Here is a 21,785-nt window from a genome sequence, read left to right as displayed (position 1 = left end):
TCACCTCGCGCCGCGACCGCCGAGCCTCAGATGGAGCAGCGGGTAGGGGCGGCCCGCGTCGTCGGTCTCGCTGCGGCCGACGACCTCGAAGCCGCGTGCGGCGTAGAAGCCGGCGGCCTGCGCGTTCTGCTCGTTGACGTCGACCGAGACGACGCCGAGCTCGTCGACCGCATGGGTGAGCAGGGCGGTGCCGACGCCGGTGCCCCGTTCGTCGGCCGCGACGAACAGCATCTCCAGTCCGTCGCCGACGACCCCGGCGAAGCCCACGGGACGGCCGCCGCGCTCGGCGACCCAGAGGTCGACCGCCGGGAGGTAGTCGGCGGCGAGCCGGCTCTCGATCTCGTCGCGATCCTGCGCGGCGAGGAATTCGTGGGTCGCGTCGACGGCGCCGCGCCAGATCCGCACGAGCTCCGGATGCTCGGCCGCTCCGACGGAGGGGCGGATGCTCATGGCCGACGTCTCAGGACCCGCGGCAGCCGACGCCTCAGCACGAGCGGCCTCCGACGACGCCGGGAGGATCTGCGCCGCCGCATAGAGCGCGCGATGCGCCGGTCGCAGCTGCGCATAGGCCGCGGCCGCCGCGGGATCCGGCTGCACGATCTCTCCGCCGCGCGCCGCGAGCGGGGCGATGGCGTGCTCGAGGCCGAGGGCCTCGGCCGCCGCGAGCGCCGCGCCCAGCAGGGTCGCGTCGGGCACCTCGCCGTCGGCCTGCAGGGTCGCGCCCGGCGCCTCGCCGTCGGCCTCCGACGCCGCCGAGCCGGCCCCGGCAGATTCCGCCGCCCCGATCGCGAGCACGGGCCGGCCGGTGACGTCGGCGAGGATCCGCCGCCAGGGCGCGGAGGCCGCTCCCCCGCCGACGACGGGCAGGACCCCGTCGGCCGACGCGATCCCGTGCGAGAGCGCGAAGGCCACGCCTTCGAGCATGCCGGCGTAGAGGTCGATCGGCCGAGTCGTAGCGTGGAGCCCGAGGACGGCGCCGCGGAGGGCGTCGTCGCGGACGGGGAACCGTTCACCGCCGAGCGAGGGCAGCGCGATCAGGCCCGTCGGACCGCGTCCGTGCTCCCGCTCGCGGGCGGCGAGGAGGCGGTCGGCCTCGGCGGCGTCGGCCCCGCCGAGATAGGCGGAGCGGGCCCAGTCGGCGGCCGCACCGGCGGCGAGGACGGCGGAGATCCGCAGCTCGGCGCCGTCGGCGAGCGCGAGCCGATGCGTCGCAGGGTCCGCGGACGCGACCCCGCCATCGAGCGCGGACGCGTCGACCGCGCGGATGCTCGCGATCCAGCCGCTGGTGCCGAGGGAGGCGTGGTCGCGGCCGGGGCCGAGGCCGGTCACGCCGAGGGCGGCGGCGCCCGCATCGCCCGGGGCCAGCACGATCGGCACCCCGGCGGCGAGGCCGAGGAGCGCGCGGGCGTCGGCGCCGGTGCGCCCGATGATCTCCCCGGGACCGCGGGTCAGGTGCGGCAGGAGCGCGAGGTCGATGCCCGCGGCGCGGGCGACAGCGGCAGACCAGGATCGGGTGCGGGCGTCGAGGAGGCCGGTCGCGGCGGCAGTCGTCGGATCGCAGTGCCGGCCCGCGCCGAGCACATGCGCGAGGTGGCCGGCGGGCCCGAAGACGATGCCGCGTGCGGCCGCGACCGCGGCCGGGAGGATGCGCGCGAGCCGCCGGTGCATGGCCGCGCAGCTGCTCGCGTCCTGCAGGTTCCCGGCGATCGCGTCCCAGTCCTCGCCGTCGCGGGCGAGCCGCGCGCGGATCGCGCGCGCCTCGTCCGCGGCGCGGAGGTCCGAGTAGAGGATCGCCGGATGCACGGCGCCGCCCTCGCCCTCGAGGACGAGGTCCTGCATCTGGCCCGTGAGGCACAGCGCCGCCACGTCGGCCGACGACGGGAGGACGCCCGCGATCGCGGCCCGGGCGGCGCGGACCCAGTCCTCGGGGTCCTGCTCGCGGCCGCCGTCGGGCGTCGTGCGGGTCGGATAGGCGGCGCCCGCGGTGGCGAGCGCCCGCCCCTCGAGGTCGATCAGCGCGGCCTTCGCACGCGAGGTGCCGAGGTCGAGGGCGAGCAGGACGGTCATAGCCCCAGGCTAGGGGAACGTTCGCCGGCCTCCTGCCGGCCGTCCGTGGGAACAGGCGGGACCACGGGGACAGCCGGACCCGCCGGCTCGCCGGACGGCGGCGGGAGGGGCGAGAGCGTCGGGAGGATGCCCGCGGTCCGGGCGGCGTCGACGGCGAGGGCCGCGAGGGTGTCGGTGTAGGAGCCGATGGGGCTCTCCCACTGCGAGCCGAACTGCGAGTTCCCGATCAGGCGTCCGGCGCGGATGTGGATCCGCACGAGGACCTTCTCGACCTCCTCGACGGTGGGCGCCTGCGCGATGCGGTGGCGCTCGCCCAGGCCGTCGCAGGCGCCGCCGCCCCAGCCCTCGCGCGCGATGATCGCGAGCGCCGCCGTCGGATCGAAGGCGGCCGGATCATAGGAGAGGCCGCGGCTGCGCGCGCTGTTCTCCCGCCACAGCGCGACGAACCCGGAGAGGATCTCGCGCGTGTGGTCGAGGTTCGAGAACCGCTTCTCCTCGGCATGCCGACGCACGCTCGCCGCCTTCCCGACGTACAGATCGACGTCCTGGTCATCGACGATCACGTAGAGGTTCGCGTCCTCCGGCGGAGCCTCCTCGAGGGCGATGCCGACGGTGCGGGCGATCGCCAGGAGGTCCTCGAAGCGCAGGACGGGTGCCACGGCGCCCCGCTCAGTCGAAGATCGCGAGCAGCAGACGGAACGGCGCCTTGACCAGCCACCAGATCCCGCGCAGCAGCGTCCACAGGCCCCGGTCGAAGATCAGCTCGATGACATCCCAGAACCCGATGCCGCGGCCTCGGCCCCGGCTCCTGCGGCCGTTCTGCTGGTCATCCTGCTGGCGGTCTCGTCGTCGGCTCATGGAGCGCCCCCTCGTCGTCCGTCCGCCCGACGCTACAGTGTCCGCAGTCTCCGGCCGACGCATCCGCCGCGTCGCGCCGCCTCTGATCCCCTCGACCGAGGAGCGCCATGACCTCCGTGCCGCCGTCCACGCCGCCCGAGTTCCCGCCGTCCGCCCCGGCGGCGAACCCGCTGGGCGTGGCCGCGCTCGTCGCGGGCGTCCTGCTGCTCCTGCTGCGCGTCGCCGCGTCGCTGACCTCGATGTTCATCCCGCTGATCTCCGAGCGGATCGGCTTCTCCTACGTGACGATCAGCGGGGCGATCCAGGCGCCGCAGGTCATCATGGCGCTGATCGCGACCGTGCTCGGCGTCATCGCGCTGCTCCTGCCGCGTCGACGCCGCGCCGCCGCCATCATCGCCACGACCCTCGGCGTCTCCGACCTCGTGCTCGTCCTGACCGCATGGATCGGCGTCCCGATCCTCGCCGCGCTGACGTACTGACCGGGCCACTGGAGCGCTCGCGCCGCGCCGTCAGCCGAACGCCAGCACCCCGGCGACGATCACCATCGTCGCCGCGACCACGCCGTCCAGCGCCCGCCACGCCCGCGGACTCGAGAGCACGCGCCCCAGGCGCCGGGCCCCGAGGCCCAGCGCGGTGAACCACAGGACACTCGCGACCATGGCACCGGCCGCGAACTGCCAGGCCAGGGCGCCGTGGGTCGCCGCGATCGAGCCGAGCAGCAGCACTGTGTCGAGATAGACGTGCGGGTTCAGCCAGGTCAGCGCCAGGGCCGTCGCGACCGCGGCGAGGATCCCGGTGCCGGCCGAGCGCCCGCCCGCCACACCCGTCTCGCCCGTCTCGCCCGCCGCGCCCGTCTCGAGGGCCTCCCCGCCGCGCAGCGCCCGTCGGGCGGCGAGCACGGCATAGCCGAGCAGGAACGCGACGCCGCCCCAGCGGGCCGCGACCACGACCTCCGGCACGGCCCGGACCAGCGCGCCGAGGCCGCCCGCGCCGGCGGCGATGAGCACGACGTCGGACAGCGAGCACACCAGCACGACCGCCAGCACATGCTCGCGGCGGATGCCCTGGCGCAGCACGAAGACGTTCTGGGAGCCGATGGCGATGATGAGGGAGAGGCCGACGAGCAGGCCATGCAGAACCGGAGTCACCCGCTCGACGCTACGGCCGACCCTTCTAAAGCACCAGCGATGATTTCTGATGCTCATGAAGCAGTGCTTCATCTAGGATCCGGGCATGCCGATCGATCCCGCGCTCGCCGAGACCCTCCGCGTCGTCGCCGAGGAGGGCACCCTCGAGGCCGCCGCCAGGCGCCTGATCATGACGCCCTCCGCGGTCAGCCAGCGCCTGAAGCTGCTCGAGCAGCAGCTCGGACAGCGCCTCCTGGTGCGATCGCGCCCGGTGCGGCTCACCGAGCCCGGCCAGGTCGTGGTCCGCTTCGCCCGCGCGCATGCGCTGATCGAGCACGAGACCCGCGCCGCGCTCGGGCTCGAGGCCAAGGGCGAGCACCCGCGGATCGGCATCGCCGTGAACGCCGACTCCCTGGCCACCTGGTTCGTGCCCGCGCTCGCCGACTTCTCCCGCGAGCACCGAGCCCAGCTGGAGCTGCTGCGCGATGACCAGGACGAGACCGCCCGTCTGCTGAGCGCCGGGTCGGCGATGGCCGCAGTATCCTCCTCGTCCGTCGCGCCGCCCGGCTTCCGCTCGCTCCCGCTCGGCGAGCTCGTCTACGTCGCGGCCGCCTCGCCCGAGTGGTGGGGGCGCTGGGTCGACGGCTCGGCCGACGGCGGGACTGTCGCCGGGGCGACCGACGGCAGCGCGGCCGACGGCAGCGCCGCCGACGGCGGAGCCTCCGCCGTCGGGGCGGCTCGGCCGGAGACGCCGTCGGCCGACGTCCTCGCCCGGGCCCCGCGGATCGACTACGACCTCCGCGACGATCTGCAGGCGACCTGGCTGCGCGCGCAGGGCGTCGACCCGACGCAGACCCCGCGGCACCTGGTCCCCTCGACGCATGAGCTCGCCGACGCCGTGCGGGCCGGGCTCGGCTGGGGCATGCTCCTGACGATGCAGGCCGAGCCGCTGCTCGCGAGCGGGGAGCTGCTCCCCCTCGGCGGCGACCCCGTCGTCACGCCCCTGCACTGGCAGGTCGCCCGGACGCCCTCGGTGCTGCTCGACGCCCTCACCGACGCCGTGGTCACCGCCGCCCGGCGCGAGCTGCGGCAGCACTGAGCGCGCGGGTCGCGGACCGCATCGGACTTCGCATCCGCTGGTCGGGGGATCGATCCCCTCCGGGCCCACTGCAGGTCAGAGCCGAGATCGCGGGTCTGCTCTGCGCGCTGCAACGGGCCTTGAAAGCAACGTGGCTGCGAGCGCTGTATTGGACTCGCCGTACCTGCAGCACCTCCCCCAAGCCTCTTCCTGCATCTGGCGAGCGGGCATACTGACCGGATGGACATTCGCCCCTGCACGCCCGCTGACCTGAGGGTTCTGACCGTGAAGTGGCCTGTTCCGGGTGGCGTCCATGAGGCTCATGCGGCGAACGCTGCGCACGGCGCGGCTGACTACCTCGTCGCATGGCGCCAAGGCGAGCCTCTCGGTTCCGCGGTGATCCGATGGGCTGGGTACCACGGTGCCGAAGGGCACGCGGCGCATCCCGGCGTGGTGGAGATCTGCCACCTTCACGTCCGCCCCGAGCACCGGGGACAAGGCGTCGGAACTGCGCTGATCGTCGGCTCCGAGCGAAGGGCGGTGGAGCGCGGTCACCGGCGCATCGCAGTGGGGGTGGCCGACGACAATCCTGATGCGAGAAGACTGTATGAGCGCCTGGGATACCGGCCCACGGGGGTAGTCGACGTCATCGAGTACGACTGGATCGATGCCGATGGAGTGACGCATCACGCCATGGAGCGCGATCAGATGCTCCTCAAGGAACAGGACCCGGAATGATCGCGCGGGAGCCACAGCGAACGGTGGCATCCCGCAGTCTGTTCGGCATCGCGTGCGGCACGAGCAGACTGCATCCGCGTCGACCGGCGACGTGCGCTCCGCCGGTGCATTTCGGCTCAGGCGCTTGCCGGCTGCCAGGTCCAGGCGAGCCAGACGATGAGTCCGTTCACGGCGAAGCTGATCACGAGCAGCATCTTGTCGTAGAAGCCTGCGTAGGAGGAGAAGCCCGCCAGGTTGAAGATCACCAGGGCGATCGACACGATGATCTCGATCCACCGCAGCGGCGTGGCGGGCACCATGAGGGAGATGAGGATCATCGCGATCGGGAGGAGCATGATCGCCGAGGCGAGCGTCCACACCCAGCTCGCGACCTCCTGTCCGTCGATGGTCCCGGGCCCGGCGTGACCGGCGAAGATGCGGATGACGTCCCCGAGCAGGTATATGAGCATCACGCTCACCCATGCGCCCGCCAGGAGGATGCGCCGGGACTCCATCTCGATCACGATCATGCTCCGGCGCTCATCCCTGGACGTCGTGGGGGAGCACGACGAGGTTGCCGACCTTGCGACCGGAGTCCACGAGTCGGTGGGCATCCGGCAGCGCGTCGAGCCCGCCGGCGGATTCGGTGACGGGATCGAGTTCGCCGGTGGTGATCAGGTTCAGCAGCATGGCGATGCCGTCGGCGCGTTCCGGTGCGACACCGGCGAAGATCCTCCCTCGGCCGCGGAGCGTCGCATGGAGGGTGTCGGGGAGCCCGGCGGCCACCAGGAGCAGCCGCCCGCGCTCCGTCAGGAGCTGCATCCCGGTCCTGCTTGCGATGGTGCCGACCGAGTCGAGGACGACGTCGAATCTGTCTCCGATCGCGCCCACGGGAGTGGCCGCGTAATCGATCGTCTGCGCTGCGCCGATCCGCCCCACGAACTCCTGGTTCCGCGCACTGGCGACGCCGGTGACCGTCGCTCCAAAGTGACGTGCGAGCTGCACAGCTGCGGAGCCCACCGCTCCCGATGCTCCGTTGACCAGGACGGCCTCCCCTGCTGCGAGCTTCGCGCGATCATGGAGGAAGTGCAGCGCGGTCGTACCGCCGAACAGGATCCCCGCCGCGTCCGCATGGCTGATGCCCGCAGGCTTGCGCGCGAGCGAGTCGGCTCCGATGGTCGCGTACTCAGCGTGCGCTCCCATCCTCCCGCCCGTCATTCCCGCGACCTCGTCGCCGAGGGAGAAGCCTGTGACGCCGTCACCGACGGCCTCGACCGTGCCGGAGAGGCAGTTGCCGAGAACCCGCACCCGTGGGCGGACGAAGCCAATCGCCGGGCGGGCGATGACGCCGAATCCGGCGGGGAATCGTGCCGCTCGCATCCGCGAGTCGCCTGCTGTCACGGCGGCTGCCTCGACTCGTACGAGCACCTCGCCCGCCCGCGGCTGCGGGGTCGGCATCTCGACGATCCTGACGACGTCCGGCGGTCCGTACCGATCGACTGCTGCTGCCCGCATCTTCGCCCCTTACGCCCGTAAGTTCCTGTGGGAAAAAGGGTATCCTTACAGCCGTAAGCACGCAAGCAATCAGTCGAGGGGTCAGTGTGAGAGGACGCCAGCCGCTGAACCTGGCACGGATCATCGATGCCGCGGTCGCGGTCGCCGACCGAGGCGGCGTCTCGGCAGTGAGCATGCGCAGCGTGGGCCGGGAAGCCGGCGTGGAAGCGATGTCGCTGTACCATCACGTCGCCGACAAGGAAGCGCTGCTGGATGCACTCACCGATCAGGTGTTCGCGCAGATCGCGCTCCCGGATTCCGGCAGGCCGTGGCGTGAATCGATCAGCTCGCATGCGAGGTCGGTACGACAGGTGCTCACCGCGCACCCCTGGGCGTTGAACCTGGTGGAGACTCGCAGCTCGCCCGGGCCGGCCGTGCTGCGACGGCACGATGCAGTGATCGGCTGCCTGCGGCGGTCTGGATTCTCCGTGCTCCTCACCGCGCATGCGATCTCCGTGATCGATGCCTACGTCTTCGGCTTCGCCCTCACCGAGCGCAACCTGCCCTTCGACGCCGCCACCGGCGCCAGCGACTTCGCCGACGAGATCGCCGTCGATGAGGACCGCTACCCTCACCTGGCTGAACTCGTTCGCGTGCAGATCAGGTCGACGGACTATTCCTTCGCTGCCGAGTTCGACGTGGGTCTGGGCATCGTTCTCGACGAGCTCGAGCGGCGCCTAGCCGCCGAGCAGGACTGATGCACCATCAGGTGCCGCATCGACCTGACGTGCGCGAGCCCTGACCCTCTCAGGCAAGCTGTGCCGCCCATGATCGGTCGAGCTCTTGATCCGCAGGTCGTGGGGCGCCGCCCCTGAGTCCGCGCGTCACTGCGGACCGCGACGCTCAGCCCTGGACGATCCGCTCGGCGAGCACCCGCAGGCCGGGCCCGTCGACGCCGGGCCAGCCGTGCACGACGGCGGTCCATTCCGGCGGGATCCCCTCCGCCCCGACCCAGGCGCCCAGCAGCGAGCCGGTGATCGCGGCGATGGTGTCGGTGTCGTCCCCGAGCGCGACGGCCGCGGCGATCCCCGCCCGGAAGGCCGCGCCGGGGTGCGAGTCCGCGCCCACGTCGGCGCCCGCGTCGGCCGACGACCGTCCGTCGGCCGCAGCGAGCGCGACGAGGGCCGCCTCGAGCGCGTGGCGCGCGGCGAGCAGCGCGGTCACGGTGAAGCCGTTCGGGGCGAGGCCGATGCGCGGGGCGGAGCCGTCGTCGGCCGCGCGCCAGCTGCCGTCCTCGAGCGCTGACCATGCGGCGCGGTTCTCGGGCGGGAGGAGGTCGAGGGCGTCCTCGGGCAGGGCTGGCTCGCCCGTCGTCACGGACCGTCGGATCGCCTCGCACCACAGCACGCAGGAGTCTCCGGCCAGCGGATCCGTGTGCGTGAGCTCGGCGATCGCCCGCGCGGCGCGGGCAGTGCGGGCGGGGTCGTCGAGGAAGGCGAGCGCGACCGGGGCGGTGCGCATGAGGGCCCCGTTGCCGGCGGTGCGGCCGGTGCTCGCGTGCAGACGGGCGGCGGCCTCGGTCATGCGGCGCGCGATGCCCGCGTCGGTCGCATCGCTCGCGTCGGTCGCGTCGGCCGCGTCGGCGCCAGGGCCGCGCACCGGGCCCTGCACGGCGCCGAGGACCTGGCGGGTCTGGGCGCCGACGTCGGTCGCGCCCTCGCGCAGCCAGCCGAGGAACCCGCGGGCGATCGCGTCGAGGCCCTCGGGGCTGTCGAGCGGGGCGCTCGCGGCGGCGACGTCGTCGGCCGCGGCGGCTCCCGTCGCGGCGTCGGCCGCGGCGCGCGCGATGCACAGCGCCATCTGCGTGTCGTCGGACCATTCGCCCGGCGCGTACGGGCCGAGCCCGCCGCCGATCATCTCCGGTCCGCGGACCGGGTCGTAGGGGGCGGTCGCGAACTCGTAGGGGACCCCCGCGGCGTCGCCGCAGGCGAGGCCGAGCAGGGATCCGGCGGCACGGTTCCGGCGGGCGGCGATCGTCGTCATGCCCGCACAGTAGCCGCCGCGGCCGACGCTCCCCCGGCCCTCCCGCGGCGTCCGCGCGCCGGGCTCCCGACGTTTCCCGCCATGCCCGCGCGGCGCTCCCGACGGCCGCCGACGAGACCCGCCTCTCCCCGCACCCGCCCTGGTCGTGGCCCAGGTCGCCGCTTTCCTCGCGCTTACGCGGTTGTTGCTCACTTGTCCAACCACAGTCCCGAAAAGTGCGTAATCTCAAGATATGCCCACCGCTTCTCCCCTGGTCGACCCTGCCCATCCCGTCTCCGAGACCGCAGCGCCGGCGGTCGCCGCCGAGACCACGACGAGCACCCCCGCGAGCACCCCGGCGTCGCCTGACGGCACCGCATCCGCGACCGCCGCAGGCAGCGCGACCGCCGCGACGCGCACGGCCACCGTCTCCGCTCCCGCTCCCGCTCCCTCGGCGGTCGACGCGGACCGGATGCACCTGATCCTCATGCTCGCGCTGACGTTCTCGACGGGCATCGTCGACGCCGTCGGCTATCTCGGCCTGGACCGCGTGTTCACGGCGAACATGACCGGCAACGTCGTCATCCTCGGTCTCGCGCTGACCGGCGCCGGCGATCTGCCGCTGCTCGGGCCCGTGCTCGCGCTCGTCGGCTTCGTGCTCGGCGCGATGATCGCGGGCCGCGCCCTCGGCCGACGCGCCGGCTCCTGGTCCAACGCCGTCACCGCCCTGTTCGTGGGCGTCGCCGTGGCGGTCATCGGCATCGGCACCGTCATGATGCTGTGGGAGAGCGTCCCGCACGCCGCGATGCTCGCCGTGACCGGCACCCTGGGCCTGTCGATGGGCGCGCAGGCCGCGACCGCCCGCTCGATCGGCGTGAAGGACGTGACCACCGTGGTCCTGACCTCGACGATCACGAGCCTGTCGATGGACTCCTATATCGCCGGCGGTTCCGGCGAGCTGTGGCAGCAGCGCCTGCTCGCGGTCGTGCTGATGCTCGCCGGCGCCATCCTCGGCGCGCTCACCCTGCGGATCCACCCCGGCATCGGCCTCTTCCTCGCCGGCGCGATCTGCCTCGTCGTCGCGATCATCGGCCAGTCCCGCCTGCGCACCGTCTGAACAGCCGCTTGGTAATATTACCAACGACCCTCGCCGTTGGTAATATTACCAACATGCGCACTCCCCTCGACTCGCCCTTCAGCCCCGGCTCGGACACCGTCCCCCAGGTCTGGGCGGGCCGCACGGAGCAGCTGGCGGACTGGCGCAATGTCCTGCGGCCCCGCCGGCTCGCCGGCCTGCCGGAGCGCGGACGGACGGTGCTCGGCGAGGCCGGGCTCGGCAAGTCCTCGCTCGTGCGGAAGATCGCCGCCGACGCCGCCGACCGCGGCGACTGGGTCACGCCCCAGCTGCGCATCCCCACCGGCACGGACCCTCTCAAGCGCGTCGCCCAGGCGCTGCTCGACGTCGCCGCACAGGCCGGTCTCCCCTCGCGCCGCGAGAAGGGGATCGCCGAGCTGCTCGGCCGCGTGGAGTCGGTCGCGGCCGCGGGGGTCTCCCTCACGCTGCGGGAGCAGCCCGGCCCGGAGCCCTACTCCACGCTGACGGAGCTCCTGGTCGAGCTCGGTCGGACAGCCATGCACCGCGGCGATGCGATGGTCCTCGTCCATATCGACGAGATCCAGAACATCACCTCGGAGCAGGCGCTCTCGCAGCTCCTCATCGCCCTCGGCGACGCCCTCGTGCACGAGGAGACGGTGACTACTCCCGGCGGGATGATCATCCAGCGCGCACTCCCCGTGGCCGTCTACCTCACGGGACTGCCGGAGTTCACCGACATGGCCGGCGCCCGCAAGGGAGCGACCTTCGCCCGACGCTTCCAGACCACGGTCCTCGGCCCCCTCGAGGACGACGACCTCGCGAGCGCCCTGCAGCCCTTCCTCATCTCCGGATGGGAGATCCCCGATGACGACGGCGGCACCAGCCTGGTGTCGATGACCCCGGAGGCGCAGGACACGATCGTCGAGCTCTCCTGCGGAGAGCCGTTCCTGTTCCAGCTCGCCGGGCAGCAGGCCTGGTTCGCGGGGAGCGGCGCGGTCATCACGCGCGACGAGGTGCTGCGCGGCTGGCAGGTCGTCCGCCGTGAGGCCGAGGCGCATGTGGAGCGGATCCTGGCCCGTCTGCCCGACCGGGAGCGGACGTTCCTCGAGGAGATGGCCGCCCTCGCTCCCGAGGAGCGCACGCTCACCGCCATCGCGAAGCAGATGGGGCTGGAGCGAGGATCGGCCGTCGGCACGACCTCGCAGCGCCTCGACTCGACTCGCGGCATCATCCGCCGGGGGCCCCGTTACACCTTCCGGCATCGCGCGGTCGAGGCCTATCTGACGACGGACTGGCCCGACGTCGCCAGCTGAGCGCCATGGCTCGCCCCGACGCCGCTCGCACCGCCTCCGGCCGCCTCCGCTCGTGGCTCCCCCGCCGCCCCTAGACTCCGGCCATGGGTGAATGCACGGCGCCGAAGACGGGACGACATCGGACTCTGAGCGGCGCCGAGCGCTGCCCCGTCCACGGCACCGGGCGCATCGCCGCACCCCGCGACGCCGAGGCGGAGGACGCCCCCGTCCTGCCCTCCCTCACCGCCGCCGCGGTCCCTCCGGCCCCGCCCCGTCGCCGTGTGCGGCCGGCGCGCCGAACCGCTGTGGGCGGGTCCGCCGCCTCTCGGTCCGACGCCGGGTCGACGACGGGCGCCGCCTCGGTGTCCGCGGCCCAGGCCGGCCTGTTCGCCGTCGTCGCCCCGCCCGCCCCGCGCCCGGACCCCGCGGACGCGCTCTTCGAGCTCGCCGCCGCGCTCAGCGAGGAGGCCGGAGCGCGCGACCTGGCCGGGCACGCGCTCTGCACGATCCTCGCCGACGCCGCCGATTCTGCGGACGCCGACGGCGAGGCCTCTGCCCGCTCCGCCGGCATCCCGGACTGGGTCGCCGAGCTGCTCGAGCTCGGTCTCGAGAAGACCGACGAGGCCGACCAGGCCGACGAGCCATCGGACGAAGAGCAGGACACCGCGACCGACTCGCAGAGCACGCCGTCGCGCCAGAACCTGCGCGCACTCCAGGCCATGGTCTGCCCGTCGGCCGAGGACTGCCCCGCACAGGACCGGCCCCGCTGAAGGGCCCCGTCGACCGAGTCTGCCGCCTTACGCCGGAGACCGACCCCGCCCCCGCCCCCGGTGTAGCTGGGCGTCGTCTTTCGCGCGCGGGGACTCAGGGGATGAAGGCCAGCGCCACGTCGAAGGCCGCGAGCAGGGCGGGCACGCAGGCGAGGACCAGGGTGAGGCCGAGGTCCGCGGCGGTCACATCGCCGCCGGGGGCGCGGAGCTCGCGCACGAGGGCGGTGTGCCGCCACCAGGCGACCACGGCCACGAGCCACAGCACGAAGGCGAGGCCGTCGATGATGAACGGCAGGATGATCTGCACGAGGTCGTCGTCGCCCGCGAGGCCGAGGATCAGGATCAGCAGCCCGGGGACCGCGAGGGCCACGCCCGTCAGGACCGCGACCGCGGTCGACGTCGGCTGCAGCGGGGCGGATCCGATCGCGAAGCCGCGCTGACGGAGCAGGCGGACCGCCGCGAGGATGATCATGACCAGCGGGATCAGCAGCCCCTGCACGATCCCCTTCCCGTTCATCTGGAGGGTCTGGATCATGACGGCCTTCATCGCGAGAGACTCCTCGTCGAAGGAGTAGACCCCCGGGAGGAGCTCCGCCAGCAGCATCGGCAGCTGCATCGCCATGAGGCCGAGGTACGAGGCGGCGAGATGCGCGATGGCCGCGACGAACAGGGCGATGGCGAGGACGTCGAGGTGCAGGGCCGCCCTCCAGGTGCCGATCGCGAGCAGGCCCAGGCCGATCACGAGGATCACGAGGCCCAGCAGCAGCACCGGCAGGTGCAGGTCGATCCCGGGCACCGCCTCCGTGATCAGCCGCGGCCAGAAGCCCTCGTTGTTCGCCGTCACGGCCGTCGAGTTCCCGACCATGACGGTGAGCGCCCCCGTGACGACGTACAGCCAACCGCGCGGCCACCGCAGCAGCGCATTCGCACCGACGATCACGGCGAGGGAGAACGAGATGATCTCGATACCGGCCGCCCATTCGATCGCCGCGACCGCGCCGACGACGACGCCGGCCGCGATCTGCAGGCCCGTGCGCGGCAGGTGCCGCAGCAGCAGCGCGGCGACGAGGCCGATCAGCGTCAGCAGCGTGGACAGGGGCGCGGCCAAGGAGATCCCCGCGGCGACCACCAGCAGCAGGATGCTGACGGCCACGACCAGCACACGGGGTCCGAGGCGTCGGCGCGATCGCGGACGCTGCCGGAGCGAGGAGGCCGGGGCGAAGAGCAGCGAGGAGGCGGCAGTCGGGGAGGGGGTCTGCATGCCGCCACGATACGGGCGGTTCCGCGCCCTCCGGCGGTCACGGCGCAGAGCCACGACCAGGCTCGATGAGGAGCGAAGCGACCCCGAGCCTATCGGGTCTGTCAAGGGGCTTGACAGGGTTTCCATGCGGGCGGGCATGCCGAGCGGAGGCGGAGGCCCGACGCGGCCACCACCTCGATTGACCCAAGCATTGAACCGTTCTAATCTCGCCGCGTGGTGCGATCTCCGACGCCGGAGCTGCAGCCTCGCCCCCTCCCTTCCCCGTCCCCCGGAGGACTCCTGATGATCGCCCTCACCCCGCCCCGCTTCGAGCACCTGCCCGCCGCGGCCCCCGCGACCCGCCCCGGCAGCGCACCCGACCTCGACACCGCCCCGCGCACCCTCGGCATCGGCGTCGCAACCCCGCGCCTGAGCTGGCAGATCCGCCCGTCGGCCCCGTCGTCGGCCGCCCCGCTCGACCTCTCGCACCTCGAGCAGCGCTCCTACGCGCTGCGGATCGAGCGGCGCCTGCCGGGCGCCGAGCCGGTCCTCGAGGAGCATGCCGCGGACTCCGCCTCCTCGGTGCTGGTGCCCTGGCCGGGCGCTCCGCTGCGCTCCCGCGAGGAGGCGCGCGTGCAGGTCAGGATCACGACGGCCGACGGGACCGTCTCGTCGTGGTCGCCGCCGGCGATCGTCGAGGCGGGACTTCTCTCGCCGCTGGACTGGCAGAGCATGGGCGTCGGACCGGGCTGGGACGAGGACGCCTCGGAGGATCTGCGTCGGTCGCCGCTGCTGCGGCGCGCGCTCACGGTCCGGGCGGGCGTCGGCGTCCGTCGGGCGCGGCTGTATGCGACCGCGCACGGGGTGTACGAGCTGGAGCTGAACGGCGTGCGCGTCGGCGAGGACGTGCTGAGCCCCGGGTGGACCGTCTACCCGCACCGCCTGCGCTACCGCACCTACGACGTGACCGCCCTGCTCCGCGAGGGGCCGAACATGCTCGGCGCCTGGCTCGGCGACGGCTGGTGGCGCGGGCGCCTCGGCTTCAGCGGCGGCACCCTGAACGTGTACGGCACGGGCATCGCCCTGCTCGCGCAGCTCGAGATCGAGTACGACGACGGCGCCGTCCAGACCGTCACCACCGACGACGACTGGCGCAGCCGCCCCTCCCCGATCCTCTCCTCGAGCCTCCTGACCGGCGAGACCTACGACGCCCGCGAGCTCCCCGACGGCTGGAGCTCGCCCGCCGACGGCCCCTCCTCCGACACCGCCGTCTCCGACGGCCCCGCCTCCGACACCTCCGGCACCACAGCCGCGAGCGCCGACGACGGCTGGCAGGGCGTGCGCCTCGCGCAGTTCGCCAACGGCACCCTGATCGCGCCCGAGGGCCCGCCGGTCCTGTGCACGCAGGAGCTGTCCCCCGTCTCCGTCGACCGCCGGGCCGACGGACGGATCCTGCTGGACTTCGGCCAGAACCATTCGGGGCGGCTCCGCGTCGTCGCCGGCTCCGGCGTCGGCCCCGAGCTCGTGATCCGCCATGCGGAGGTGATGCAGGACGGCGAGCTGTACACGCGGACCCTGCGCGGGGCCGTCTCCGTGGACCGGCATCTGGGGTCGACGGGGGCGATCGCCTGGGAGCCGCGGTTCACGATCCACGGCTTCCGGTATGCGGAGATCACCGGCTACGACGGCCCGCTCGAGGGCCTCGACGTCGTCTCCCGCGTCCTGCATACGGCGATGGACCGCACCGGCTGGCTCGAGACCTCCGACCCCGCGCTGGACCGTCTGCACGAGAACGTGGTCTGGAGCCTGCGCAGCAATATGGTGGACATCCCCACCGACTGCCCGCAGCGCGACGAGCGGCTCGGCTGGACCGGCGACATCCAGGTGTTCGCGCCGACCGCCTCCTACCTCTACGACGTCTCCGGGTTCCTCTCCTCCTGGCTGAAGGACCTCGCCGTCGAGCAGCGCCGCTTCGGCACCGCCCCCTGGTACGTGCCCGTCATCCCCGGCGGCCCCTTCTGGAACCCGGCCCGCCCGGGCGCCGCCTGGGGCGACGCCGCGGTGATGGTGCCCTGGGCGCTGCGGGAGCGGTTCGCCGACGACGGGATCCTCGCCGAGCAGTTCGCGAGCGCCCGCGCCTGGGTCGACCAGGTCGCCGAGCTCGCCGGCCCGAGCCGCCTGTGGGACACGGGCATCCAGCTCGGCGACTGGCTGGACCCGAGCGCCCCGCCGGAGGATCCCGCGAAGGCGCTCACCGACCGCCATCTTGTCGCGACCGCCTTCTTCGCCCGCTCCTCGCAGCTGCTCGCCCGCACCGCCGCCGTCCTCGGGGAGGAGGACCTCGCCGTCCGCTATGCGGCGCTCGCCGAGGAGGTCCGGCTCGCGTTCCTGGACCGCTGGCAGGTCTCCCCCGGGCGCCTCGCCGACGAGACCCAGACCGGCTATGCGCTGGCGATCGAGTTCGAGCTCCTCACGGATCCGGAGGCGCTCGCGGTCGCCGGGGCCGCCCTCGCCCGGCTCGTCCGCGCGGGCGGGCACCGGATCGGCGCGGGCTTCGCCGGCGTGAACCTGGTCTCCGACGCCCTCTCCCGCACCGGCCACCTCGAGGACGCCTTCGCGCTGCTGCTCGAACGGAGCACCCCGTCATGGCTGTCGATGGTCGACAAGGGCGCCACCACCATCTGGGAGCGCTGGGACAGCCTCCTGGACGACGGCACCGTCAACCCCGGCGAGATGACCTCGTTCAACCACTACGCCCTCGGGTCGATCGCCGACTGGATGCATCGCACGATCGGCGGGATCGCCCCGCTCGAACCCGGATATCGCCGGATCCTCTTCGCCCCCCGTCCCGGCCCGCTGACCTCGGCGAGCGCCCGCCACGAGAGCCCCTACGGCATGATCGCGAGCCGCTGGAGCGTCGAGGACGGCCGACTGCGGCTCGCCGTCGAGCTGCCCGTCGGCACCCGCGGGATCGTCGACCTGCCCGACGGGACCCGGCGCGAGGTCGGCCCCGGTCGGCATGAGCTCGAGGCCGCGGCCGTCGGCGCCGATCGTCCGGAGGGCGCGGCCGTCGGCGCCTGACGGGCGGACGCGCCGTCGGCCGACGGGCCGACCGCCGGGCGGGCCGCCGGGCTGGCCGACGCACTCAGAGGCCGGCGGCCCAGGCGTCGAGGAGGCCCAGCAGGTGCTCGGTGCGGGGCGAGCGGACGGGGACGTCGCGCGCGTGCTCCCCGTTCCCGCGGGCCTCCTCGGCGGCCTCGCCGCCGACGAGGGCGTGCTCCTCGCCGCCGATGTCGGCGACGATGCGGGCAAGGGGCGTGCCGGTGACCTCGACGATCAGGGCGAGCAGCTGCTCCTGCCCGGTCCAGGCGGACTCGATCCAGGCGTCGGGGTCGTCGGCGACCTCGTCATAGGCCGCCTCGAAGAGGAGGTCGCGGGCGCGCCGGGTGAGGGCGTGGACCCGGACGGTGGCGTCGACGACGCCGACGAGGTCCATCGCGCGTCGCATCGCCGCCTCCGCGGTGCGGAAGTCCAGCGTGTCCAGGAGCTCGTCGACGGCGTGATGGACGATCGCGAACCAGCCGGTGCCGTCGAGGTGGGCGCCGTGGAGGATCGCCGTGGCGGACGCGAGATGCGCGGCGACGGCGGAGCCGAGCACCGCGGAGTCCTCCCGCGGGTCCATCAGCTCCACGACGTGGACGTAGACGGTCGCGATATCGCGATCGGCGGCGAGCGGATGCCCCGTGCCGAACAGGTCCGGCACCGGCAGCAGGTCCACGCCCCGCACGCAGGACCCCTCCGGCAGGCGCAGCATGTCGCGCAGGACGCTCATCGCCACCACTCCTCGAGGGCGTGGGCCGCGCTGATCAGCTCGCTGCGCCGCACGTCCATGATGAGGCCGACGGTCGCGCCGCCGCGGTCCTCGCGGTCCTCGCGGTCCTCGATCGCATCGAGATCGTCGATGACGACGATCTCGAGCTGGACCGTCGTCTCGTCGGATGCGAGGACGCGCACCCGCAGCCCGGCCAGGAGATCGACGTGCTCGAGCAGCGCCTCCTCCTCGTCGTCCGGGCGCTCGCCGTCGTGCGGTTCGCCGTCCGAGCGCTCGGCGTCGCGGGGCTCGTCGTCGTGCGGCTCGCCGTCGCGGGGTTCGGCCGCGGCGGCCTCCTGGAAGAAGCGCGCGAGGTGTTCGAGGGCGCGGTCGTCGCGCGGCCGGGCGAGATAGCGGACGAGACGGTCCGGGGTGACCAGCTCGAGGTCCATCGCGGGACCCTGCAGGTCGTCGATGCTCGGCACGGGCAGCAGCGCGAGCATCCCGCCGGTCTCCGAGCGCAGGCGCAGCGGCCTCGGCGGCGCATATCTCTGCGTGGACCACGTCGTGAGGCAGTTACGGCACCGGAAGGCCTCGGCCGCCGGCCGTCGGACGAGCGCCCTCCCGCGCTCGGGGTCGAGGAGCGCCGCGAGCTCCTCGTCGAGCGTCAGCTGGGGCGCGGACTCCGCGGTGATCCGCGCGGAACCGCAGGTGGGGCAGCGTTCGGTGCGGGAGCCGGCCCAGTCGCCGCTCGCGGGGCGGATCTCCGGGCGGTCGGTCCTCCTCCGGCGCGTCATCGGGGGATCCGACGCAGGGCGAGGACGGCCAGGAAGCATTGCAGGCCGGGGACCAGCAGCACGATCTGCCACAGCCCCGACCAGGCCATCAGCACCGGCACGGCGATCACGGCGAGGGTCGCGATGCCGCTGCCGAGGGGCTGGTGCAGCACGGTCCGGGCGGCGCCGCGCAGGCCCGGGCTCGCATCCGTCGCACCGCGCAGCCAGTGCTGGGCGGTGCCGTCGACGAGACGGATCAGGATCGCCAGCGCGATCGTCGCCGCGAGCAGCTGCACCGACGCTCCCGCCGTGCGGAAGGCGCCGGGATCCGTGCCCAGGACGTAGGAGGCGCCGGTCAGCACGAACAGGCTGATCGCGGCGAGGAGCACGAGGCCCCGCCAGGTGACCCGGCGGAAGCTGTCGCGGAAGACCTCGAAGTAGGGCTCGAGGAAGCCGCGATGGCGCTCGTCGAGGTGGAGGCGGATCGTGGCGGCCGTCGCGGTGAGCGCCGCGGGCGCCGTCACGATCGGCAGGCTCAGCAGGATCCCCAGGAACGACAGCAGGACGACCCGGACCACCAGCTCGAACAGACGGAAGACCCGGTCGATCGGGTCCGACTCCGCGGGCGACGACATCGGCGGGCTCCTTCGGGACGTGCGGGCGCGTCGGACCTGCGCAGCAGCGAGGCCGGCGGAGCGGCGGGGGCACCGCCCCGGAGGACGTCCGTGGCGCGGGCGGCGGGGGAACCGCCCTCCGAAAACGGTACGCGATCGCCCTCGCGCGATGGAGGTCGCACCGCTCACAGCCGGGCCCCGCCGTCGGACCTCACAGCAGGACCTCGCAGCCGGACGCGGGCGACGGCCTCCGTCCAGCTGCGGGGGCCGACGAACGTGCAGCGGACCGCCGCGACCTCGGCGGCGAAGGCGAGCCGCCGCTCGAGATCCGCGCCCCGCGCGAGCGCGAGGGCGTAGGCGCCGTGGAGCACATCCCCCGCCCCGAGGGTGTCGACGGCCCGCACCGCCGGCACGGCGACGCTCCCGCTGCCCGGCGGGACGGCCGACCACCAGCGCACGGGCCCCGGGCCGGCGGTCGTCGCGACGGTGCGCACGCCGCGGTCGTCGGACGCGCCGCGGCGCAGGATCGCGGCCGCGGACTCCTCGGCCGCGGTCGTGCCGGGCAGGCGGAAGCCCTCGGAGGTGACGACGTCGGTGACGGCGCCGACGAGCTCCTCCATGATCGGCTTCCAGCGTCCGGCGTCGAGGACGACGGGCAGGCCGCGGCTCCGGGCGGCGTCGAGGACGGCTCGGGCGAGCAGCGGATGGTGGCCGTCGAGGAGGACGACGTCGGCGCCCTCGACGGCATCGGCGACGACCGCTTCGTCGATCGTCGGGAGCACGAGCCCGGCGGCGTCCCCGCCGACGATCGACCGCTCCCCCGTCGCCTCCCGCACCGCCACGGAGGAGACCGGGGCCGCGTCCTCGAGGTCCGGGGCGAGGTCGACGACCTCGACGCCCTGCTCGGCGAGCTCCGCGGCGATCGTGCGGGCGATCGGGCCGCGGCCCAGGGCGGTCAGGAGCACGGCGCGCCCGCCGAGGGCGGAGAACGCGACGGCGGCATTCGCGGCCGGTCCCCCGGCGGCGACGAACTGGGCGCGCGCGGTGACCTTCTCGTCCGGCCCCGGCGCGGGATCGACGCGGTGGATCACGTCCAGCGTCGCCAGGCCCGCGAACAGGCCGCGGGGTCGGATGGTCGGGGTGCCGTCGCTGGTCATGGGGTCAGCGTGGCACAGGGGCGCGGGTCGCGTCATGCGGGGACCGGCCGCAGCAGAAGGCGCTCCGATGCCGGAAGGGTGATCTCCGGCAGAAACAGGTTGTCACCGTGGATCGCCACCCGCTAGTGTCAGGTATGACAGGTGTTGCATCTGTGACATCTGGAGAAGGAGCCATGAAACACCTCACCGACACCCCCATGCCCAGCGCGCAGCTCGATGAGCTCGAAGCTGTCGCACGCGGCGCATCCGCCGAAGTGCGCGACCTCCTGACCTCGATCGTCTCGAGCCTCCGCGACGGCGACGAGATCGTGGCCGTCGGGCCCAGCGAGACCCTCACCCCGAACCAGGCTGCGAAGACGCTCGGCATGAGCAGAACTCATCTGTACAAGCTGCTCGACGACGGGACGATCGCCTCGCACCGTGTGGGCCGAGATCGCCGCATTGCGATCAAGGACCTCGCGGATTTCGCAGATCGCCGAGGAGCCGCCCGCCACGCTCTCGCCGAGCGCTTCGCCGATCAGGACCGCATCCGCGAAGCTGCGATCGACGAGATCGCCGATCTCCTGTAACACCCCTTGCCCTGTCGCGGCCTTCAGGCATGATGGATCGCATGCCTCGTCGCGCCCGCCCCACGCTCCGTACCCTGCGGGAGGACTTGGACGACGGATGGGAAGACCGCCGAGCGCTCCGCGCCATCAAGGCAGAGGACTTCACCTCGCTTCAGCCCCTCGATGCACTCGCCCATCCCATCCTGAGGAAAGCCGGAGAATCCTTCGGCGATGATGCTTCGGAGGACCAGTACGTCACCACGATCGCGTGCGTCACGGACGTGGACCTCTTGGAGATCAAGCACGGGCAGTGGCGGGCTGCCATCTGGCTCGACGCGACGGCATGCTGGGTGGTCGCCGCAGGTCTCGCGAAGGGCAACCATCAGGACCGAGATGACTTCTATAAGCGACTCGAACGAGTTCAGGATTCTCGCTCCGTCCGCTCCCTCCTTCCTGCCGGCGATGACCACAAGCTGCTGAAGAAGGAGGACGCGGCTCGACGGCTCACGGAGTGGCAGCGAATCACCCAGAGGAAGATGATCGAGGCACTCGCCGAGATCGTCGACGGCGGAGAGACCTCTGTCGACATCCTGTCACCTGACCCCCGCGCCGCAGCGAGCGATCTCTTCGCCACCGTCACGATCAACCACGAACCTTTCGACGACGGGGAGGCCCTCGAAGATGTCTACGTGGAAGTGGATGTGGCTGACCGGTGGAAGCCGACACAGCTGAGCTGGACCCTCACCATGCAGATCCTGGCGACGATCCACCCGCCCGAGCAGCATTGGGATACGAGCGACACCTACAGGTTCGCGAATCTGCTCCCTCGTGGCAGTCTCGCCGTTCGCATCGCGGAGCTCCGGCAGATGGAAGAGCGCGGCGCGATGGCAACGTCGGCTGCCGGCAAGAGCGCCCACTACGTCCACAGTCGGAGCATCGCAGAGGCGGCCGTCGAAGGGACGTCGGTCAGAGCCATCTGCGGCGTCTACTTCGTTCCCCGCCAGGACCACCACTCCATGCCCGTCTGCCCCTCGTGCAGATCGATGCATGACGACATTCCCGAGCCGGATGGGAGCTCCGAGTAGGAAAAGACCGGGCTGCGCCTGGCCTTCCTTCAG

Annotated in this window: 22 protein-coding genes; 10 read left to right on the top strand and 12 right to left on the bottom strand. The window is 73.1% G+C overall.

What is annotated here, in order from left to right; genetic code table 11:
* The 3 genes from ACXET9_RS15375 to ACXET9_RS15365 are packed head-to-tail and all read right to left on the bottom strand — an operon-like array spanning position 1 to position 2,925.
* Positions 1 to 2,067, bottom strand: a complete 2,067-nt coding sequence (locus tag ACXET9_RS15375; protein ID WP_457887561.1) for an acetyltransferase — start codon at positions 2,065 to 2,067, stop codon at positions 1 to 3.
* Positions 2,064 to 2,726 (bottom strand): hypothetical protein, encoded by a 663-nt coding sequence (locus ACXET9_RS15370; RefSeq protein ID WP_457887560.1) that lies wholly within the window; start codon positions 2,724 to 2,726, stop codon positions 2,064 to 2,066. The genes ACXET9_RS15375 and ACXET9_RS15370 overlap by 4 nt, the downstream gene beginning before the upstream one ends.
* Before the next feature lie 10 nt (positions 2,727 to 2,736).
* Positions 2,737 to 2,925, bottom strand: a complete 189-nt coding sequence (locus tag ACXET9_RS15365; RefSeq protein ID WP_457887559.1) for a hypothetical protein — start codon at positions 2,923 to 2,925, stop codon at positions 2,737 to 2,739.
* A gap of 107 nt (positions 2,926 to 3,032) precedes the next feature.
* Between ACXET9_RS15365 and ACXET9_RS15360 the strand changes: the two genes are divergently transcribed.
* Complete coding sequence (locus ACXET9_RS15360) at positions 3,033 to 3,404, top strand: hypothetical protein (protein ID WP_457887558.1); 372 nt, start codon at positions 3,033 to 3,035, stop codon at positions 3,402 to 3,404.
* Between the two features lie 30 nt (positions 3,405 to 3,434).
* On the opposite strand, the gene ACXET9_RS15355 is transcribed toward ACXET9_RS15360, so the two are convergent.
* Entirely contained in the window at positions 3,435 to 4,073 is a 639-nt protein-coding gene (locus tag ACXET9_RS15355; protein WP_457887557.1) for a LysE/ArgO family amino acid transporter, read from the bottom strand.
* Between the two features lie 85 nt (positions 4,074 to 4,158).
* Between ACXET9_RS15355 and ACXET9_RS15350 the strand changes: the two genes are divergently transcribed.
* Both ACXET9_RS15350 and ACXET9_RS15345 read left to right on the top strand, forming a co-directional pair.
* The gene (locus tag ACXET9_RS15350) at positions 4,159 to 5,151 is read left to right on the top strand and encodes an ArgP/LysG family DNA-binding transcriptional regulator (protein ID WP_457887556.1); all 993 of its coding nucleotides are present in this window, start codon (positions 4,159 to 4,161) and stop codon (positions 5,149 to 5,151) included.
* Positions 5,152 to 5,370: 219 nt separating this feature from the next.
* Positions 5,371 to 5,868, top strand: coding sequence for an N-acetyltransferase family protein (locus ACXET9_RS15345; RefSeq protein WP_457887555.1), 498 nt, complete (start codon positions 5,371 to 5,373; stop codon positions 5,866 to 5,868).
* Between the two features lie 116 nt (positions 5,869 to 5,984).
* On the opposite strand, the gene ACXET9_RS15340 is transcribed toward ACXET9_RS15345, so the two are convergent.
* Both ACXET9_RS15340 and ACXET9_RS15335 read right to left on the bottom strand, forming a co-directional pair.
* Entirely contained in the window at positions 5,985 to 6,377 is a 393-nt protein-coding gene (locus ACXET9_RS15340; RefSeq protein WP_457887554.1) for a hypothetical protein, read from the bottom strand.
* A gap of 10 nt (positions 6,378 to 6,387) precedes the next feature.
* Entirely contained in the window at positions 6,388 to 7,305 is a 918-nt protein-coding gene (locus tag ACXET9_RS15335; RefSeq protein WP_457887553.1) for an NAD(P)-dependent alcohol dehydrogenase, read from the bottom strand.
* Between the two features lie 143 nt (positions 7,306 to 7,448).
* On the opposite strand from ACXET9_RS15335, the gene ACXET9_RS15330 reads away from it, so the two are divergent.
* Positions 7,449 to 8,099 carry a TetR/AcrR family transcriptional regulator gene (locus tag ACXET9_RS15330; protein WP_457887552.1) on the top strand — a complete coding sequence of 217 codons (651 nt, stop codon included), beginning with the start codon at positions 7,449 to 7,451 and terminating at the stop codon, positions 8,097 to 8,099.
* Positions 8,100 to 8,244: 145 nt separating this feature from the next.
* Here the strand turns inward: ACXET9_RS15330 and ACXET9_RS15325 are convergent, their stop codons facing one another.
* Complete coding sequence (locus ACXET9_RS15325; RefSeq protein ID WP_457887551.1) at positions 8,245 to 9,384, bottom strand: ADP-ribosylglycohydrolase family protein; 1,140 nt, start codon at positions 9,382 to 9,384, stop codon at positions 8,245 to 8,247.
* A 232-nt stretch (positions 9,385 to 9,616) separates the two neighbouring features.
* Between ACXET9_RS15325 and ACXET9_RS15320 the strand changes: the two genes are divergently transcribed.
* The 3 genes from ACXET9_RS15320 to ACXET9_RS15310 all read left to right on the top strand — a co-directional run bounded on the left by ACXET9_RS15320 (position 9,617) and on the right by ACXET9_RS15310 (position 12,521).
* Positions 9,617 to 10,480 carry a YoaK family protein gene (locus tag ACXET9_RS15320; protein WP_457887550.1) on the top strand — a complete coding sequence of 288 codons (864 nt, stop codon included), beginning with the start codon at positions 9,617 to 9,619 and terminating at the stop codon, positions 10,478 to 10,480.
* Between the two features lie 53 nt (positions 10,481 to 10,533).
* Positions 10,534 to 11,772 carry an ATP-binding protein gene (locus tag ACXET9_RS15315; RefSeq protein WP_457887549.1) on the top strand — a complete coding sequence of 413 codons (1,239 nt, stop codon included), beginning with the start codon at positions 10,534 to 10,536 and terminating at the stop codon, positions 11,770 to 11,772.
* Positions 11,773 to 11,855: 83 nt separating this feature from the next.
* A complete protein-coding gene (locus ACXET9_RS15310) occupies positions 11,856 to 12,521 on the top strand; it encodes a hypothetical protein (protein WP_457887548.1) in 666 nt (221 codons plus the stop codon).
* 94 nt (positions 12,522 to 12,615) lie between these two features.
* On the opposite strand, the gene ACXET9_RS15305 is transcribed toward ACXET9_RS15310, so the two are convergent.
* Entirely contained in the window at positions 12,616 to 13,782 is a 1,167-nt protein-coding gene (locus tag ACXET9_RS15305; RefSeq protein ID WP_457887547.1) for a hypothetical protein, read from the bottom strand.
* A 282-nt stretch (positions 13,783 to 14,064) separates the two neighbouring features.
* Here ACXET9_RS15305 and ACXET9_RS15300 point away from each other — a divergent pair, with 282 nt between their 5' ends.
* A complete protein-coding gene (locus ACXET9_RS15300; protein ID WP_457887546.1) occupies positions 14,065 to 16,842 on the top strand; it encodes a glycoside hydrolase family 78 protein in 2,778 nt (925 codons plus the stop codon).
* Between the two features lie 64 nt (positions 16,843 to 16,906).
* On the opposite strand, the gene ACXET9_RS15295 is transcribed toward ACXET9_RS15300, so the two are convergent.
* From ACXET9_RS15295 to ACXET9_RS15280, 4 genes are all read right to left on the bottom strand, one after another.
* Positions 16,907 to 17,593 carry a hypothetical protein gene (locus ACXET9_RS15295; RefSeq protein ID WP_457887545.1) on the bottom strand — a complete coding sequence of 229 codons (687 nt, stop codon included), beginning with the start codon at positions 17,591 to 17,593 and terminating at the stop codon, positions 16,907 to 16,909.
* The gene (locus ACXET9_RS15290; protein ID WP_457887544.1) at positions 17,590 to 18,369 is read right to left on the bottom strand and encodes a hypothetical protein; all 780 of its coding nucleotides are present in this window, start codon (positions 18,367 to 18,369) and stop codon (positions 17,590 to 17,592) included. The genes ACXET9_RS15295 and ACXET9_RS15290 overlap by 4 nt, the downstream gene beginning before the upstream one ends.
* The gene (locus tag ACXET9_RS15285; protein ID WP_457887543.1) at positions 18,366 to 18,983 is read right to left on the bottom strand and encodes a DUF624 domain-containing protein; all 618 of its coding nucleotides are present in this window, start codon (positions 18,981 to 18,983) and stop codon (positions 18,366 to 18,368) included. Before ACXET9_RS15285 ends, ACXET9_RS15290 begins: the two co-directional genes overlap by 4 nt.
* Positions 18,984 to 19,147: 164 nt before the next feature.
* Positions 19,148 to 20,119, bottom strand: a complete 972-nt coding sequence (locus tag ACXET9_RS15280; RefSeq protein ID WP_457887542.1) for a PfkB family carbohydrate kinase — start codon at positions 20,117 to 20,119, stop codon at positions 19,148 to 19,150.
* A 173-nt stretch (positions 20,120 to 20,292) separates the two neighbouring features.
* Here ACXET9_RS15280 and ACXET9_RS15275 point away from each other — a divergent pair, with 173 nt between their 5' ends.
* Positions 20,293 to 20,688: a helix-turn-helix domain-containing protein gene (locus ACXET9_RS15275; RefSeq protein WP_457887541.1), complete on the top strand. Its 396-nt coding sequence runs from the start codon at positions 20,293 to 20,295 to the stop codon at positions 20,686 to 20,688.
* 41 nt (positions 20,689 to 20,729) lie between these two features.
* Positions 20,730 to 21,752 carry a DUF3039 domain-containing protein gene (locus tag ACXET9_RS15270; protein ID WP_457887540.1) on the top strand — a complete coding sequence of 341 codons (1,023 nt, stop codon included), beginning with the start codon at positions 20,730 to 20,732 and terminating at the stop codon, positions 21,750 to 21,752.
* The last annotated feature ends 33 nt before the right edge of the window (positions 21,753 to 21,785 follow it).

It is taken from the genome of Brachybacterium netajii (SeqCode) (genome assembly GCF_054114245.1).
The sequence above is the reverse complement of the archived record's forward strand: the minus strand, read 5'-3'. Positions and strand labels throughout refer to the sequence as shown.

What these genes read in the sequence shown, in the direction of transcription:
- ACXET9_RS15315 (WP_457887549.1), top strand. Translation starts at nt 10,534, where the DNA reads ATGCGCACTCCCCTCGACTCGCCCTTCAGCCCCGGCTCGGACACCGTC.
- ACXET9_RS15290 (WP_457887544.1), bottom strand. Translation starts at nt 18,369, where the DNA reads ATGACGCGCCGGAGGAGGACCGACCGCCCGGAGATCCGCCCCGCGAGC.
- ACXET9_RS15325 (WP_457887551.1), bottom strand. Translation starts at nt 9,384, where the DNA reads ATGACGACGATCGCCGCCCGCCGGAACCGTGCCGCCGGATCCCTGCTC.
- ACXET9_RS15320 (WP_457887550.1), top strand. Translation starts at nt 9,617, where the DNA reads ATGCCCACCGCTTCTCCCCTGGTCGACCCTGCCCATCCCGTCTCCGAG.
- ACXET9_RS15300 (WP_457887546.1), top strand. Translation starts at nt 14,065, where the DNA reads ATGATCGCCCTCACCCCGCCCCGCTTCGAGCACCTGCCCGCCGCGGCC.
- ACXET9_RS15305 (WP_457887547.1), bottom strand. Translation starts at nt 13,782, where the DNA reads ATGCAGACCCCCTCCCCGACTGCCGCCTCCTCGCTGCTCTTCGCCCCG.
- ACXET9_RS15350 (WP_457887556.1), top strand. Translation starts at nt 4,159, where the DNA reads ATGCCGATCGATCCCGCGCTCGCCGAGACCCTCCGCGTCGTCGCCGAG.
- ACXET9_RS15280 (WP_457887542.1), bottom strand. Translation starts at nt 20,119, where the DNA reads ATGACCAGCGACGGCACCCCGACCATCCGACCCCGCGGCCTGTTCGCG.
- ACXET9_RS15285 (WP_457887543.1), bottom strand. Translation starts at nt 18,983, where the DNA reads ATGTCGTCGCCCGCGGAGTCGGACCCGATCGACCGGGTCTTCCGTCTG.
- ACXET9_RS15365 (WP_457887559.1), bottom strand. Translation starts at nt 2,925, where the DNA reads ATGAGCCGACGACGAGACCGCCAGCAGGATGACCAGCAGAACGGCCGC.
- ACXET9_RS15310 (WP_457887548.1), top strand. Translation starts at nt 11,856, where the DNA reads ATGGGTGAATGCACGGCGCCGAAGACGGGACGACATCGGACTCTGAGC.
- ACXET9_RS15340 (WP_457887554.1), bottom strand. Translation starts at nt 6,377, where the DNA reads ATGATCGTGATCGAGATGGAGTCCCGGCGCATCCTCCTGGCGGGCGCA.
- ACXET9_RS15295 (WP_457887545.1), bottom strand. Translation starts at nt 17,593, where the DNA reads ATGAGCGTCCTGCGCGACATGCTGCGCCTGCCGGAGGGGTCCTGCGTG.
- ACXET9_RS15275 (WP_457887541.1), top strand. Translation starts at nt 20,293, where the DNA reads ATGAAACACCTCACCGACACCCCCATGCCCAGCGCGCAGCTCGATGAG.
- ACXET9_RS15345 (WP_457887555.1), top strand. Translation starts at nt 5,371, where the DNA reads ATGGACATTCGCCCCTGCACGCCCGCTGACCTGAGGGTTCTGACCGTG.
- ACXET9_RS15375 (WP_457887561.1), bottom strand. Translation starts at nt 2,067, where the DNA reads ATGACCGTCCTGCTCGCCCTCGACCTCGGCACCTCGCGTGCGAAGGCC.
- ACXET9_RS15335 (WP_457887553.1), bottom strand. Translation starts at nt 7,305, where the DNA reads ATGCCGACCCCGCAGCCGCGGGCGGGCGAGGTGCTCGTACGAGTCGAG.
- ACXET9_RS15360 (WP_457887558.1), top strand. Translation starts at nt 3,033, where the DNA reads ATGACCTCCGTGCCGCCGTCCACGCCGCCCGAGTTCCCGCCGTCCGCC.
- ACXET9_RS15270 (WP_457887540.1), top strand. Translation starts at nt 20,730, where the DNA reads ATGCCTCGTCGCGCCCGCCCCACGCTCCGTACCCTGCGGGAGGACTTG.